Here is a 1,884-nt window from a genome sequence, read left to right as displayed (position 1 = left end):
GTCACCGCGCGAAACGCTGGATGGTGGCGTCCGACGCGGCGCGGCAGGCGGAAAAAAACTCCCCAAACTCCCCAAACTCCCCTTTGCCCGAATCGGGATGGGCGTTTCAAGACAATAACTCCCCTCCGAGCCACGCGCACGAGTTTGAACAAAATCAAGCGCCTCGCGACGGATGGCAGACGCACCGAGGGGAGTTAGGGAGTTTAGGGGAGTTTTTATCGGGTCAACCGGAGGCGCGCGACAGGGGGCGTGTTCAGCCTCGCGGCTCGCGCTCCGTGGAGGTCGACGTGGAGGCCGACGTGGAGGACGAACTGTGAACGCGCCTGACATTCTGACCGCCGCGCACCACGCGGGGATCCGCTTGAGCCTCGCCGATAACGGCAAGCTGAAGTTTGCCGGCCGTCAGGCCGCCCTGGATCGCCCGCTCCCCGAGATCCGGGCACACAAGGCCGCCGTGCTCCTCGCGCTCGCCGCGCACGATCCAACCTTGGATCGCCATCGCCGGTTCAGTGTCATCCGGGTGGACGGGACCGTGCTGTCCGTCTCGCGTTGTCCGGCCTGTCCCTTGGCCGATGTGCAAGCGGATTATCCTGATGGTGTGTGCGAGGTTGAGCGGGTGCCCGAGACTGCGGTCGCACTGGCGCCTGCCGATCTCGCGCTCGCCCAGGCCGTGTTGAAGGCTTGGGGCGAGGACGATCCGGTCATGATCGCGGAATGGATGGACGGTCTGGCGCGCGATCCGGGGCGACTCCAGCAGATGTACGCGCAAGCTGTAGCGTTGGGCTTGGCCAGTCGGGACGGGTAGTGTTTTTGGCCGTTCCTTCTCGGGACGGCCTTCGCAAAGAGGCGGTGCGCTTAGGGAGGGATGACGGTTTACACACACGATGCACCGCGCGTCGGCACGCCCAGGGCGGGAGGCGTTGCGCCTTGGGCAAGCCTCACAAGCGCAGGGCGGTCTGCGCCTGCCGCTCCAGATCGATACGCACGGCAAGAAATAAAGCTGTTCCCTTTTCAGAATGAGCGCCGTGCTGTCTACGGGGTCCGCTTTTTGTTAGGCAATGATTGCGTGAGGGCAAGTCTTGTTTATCCCGATTTCTTGCGTGCATGGAAATCTCCCCACCGCGCTTCAATAATCGAGCTGTATAGAAGGGGTGGCAGACCGTAGCAACCAAGCGAGAACCCCTCATTGACCTCGACCAGTATCGTCTCACCAGACTTTGTCACCGCGAAATCAACGCCATACCCAGATGGGGCTTCGGAAAACTCTTGCACGAACGAATCGATGACTTGAAAGTTTGGAAAGAGCCTGAAGTCACCTTTGTAGTGATGACAGCCTACGATATCGCCTTTCAAAATAAAAACTCTGTACTCGGAGACCATCGAAACTGGATCAGAGCAGATGACCGGGTGGTCATCAGGGAGAGATGCCGTGATCGCGAGATCTCGGTAGTTTGATACCACCTTTCCACCGAAGAGCTTACGTTCATGCGGGATCGGTTTGATGAATAGAGACCCGCCGTGATCGACAGCATTTCTCGCCTCGCCAATTGTGCCATTCCAAATTCGACGGCATGCGTAATGTGAAATTGATTCCGGAACCGATGCTAACTCGGGTGGGGAGATTCCTAAGCGCGCCAAGACTCCAGCGACAATCGGGATTCCAGCGACCACGATGGTTTCATCGTCAATCTCCAACAAATTTGCCTCTTCGTATTCAAAAAAATCGATGAAGTATCCTTTCTCCTCGACTTTGGCCATTTTCGCGTCCGGGGACACGCCATCCGTTCGTGCCGAAAGCGGCGCCGGGATGAGCAGGCCATGCCCGATGAACTGGCGGCAGAGGGGCGGGAGCGGTATCGTCTGATGTCGACTAATACCCCAGGC

The 1,884-nt window shown here is 59.0% G+C and carries 2 protein-coding genes; one reads left to right on the top strand and one right to left on the bottom strand.

The window, feature by feature from the left end:
• The first annotated feature begins 313 nt into the window (after window positions 1–313).
• Window positions 314–805, top strand: a complete 492-nt coding sequence (locus QZY07_RS12485; protein ID WP_295403036.1) for a hypothetical protein — start codon at window positions 314–316, stop codon at window positions 803–805.
• A gap of 278 nt (window positions 806–1,083) precedes the next feature.
• Here QZY07_RS12485 and QZY07_RS12480 read toward each other — a convergent pair.
• Window positions 1,084–1,884 (bottom strand): ATP-grasp domain-containing protein (locus QZY07_RS12480; RefSeq protein WP_295403035.1); only part of this gene is annotated, 801 nt, incomplete at its 5' end.

Source organism: uncultured Thiocystis sp., assembly GCF_903866365.1.
GTDB lineage: Bacteria > Pseudomonadota > Gammaproteobacteria > Chromatiales > Chromatiaceae > Chromatium.
Note: the sequence above shows the minus strand (reverse complement) of the source record. Positions and strands in the feature narration are given on the sequence as shown.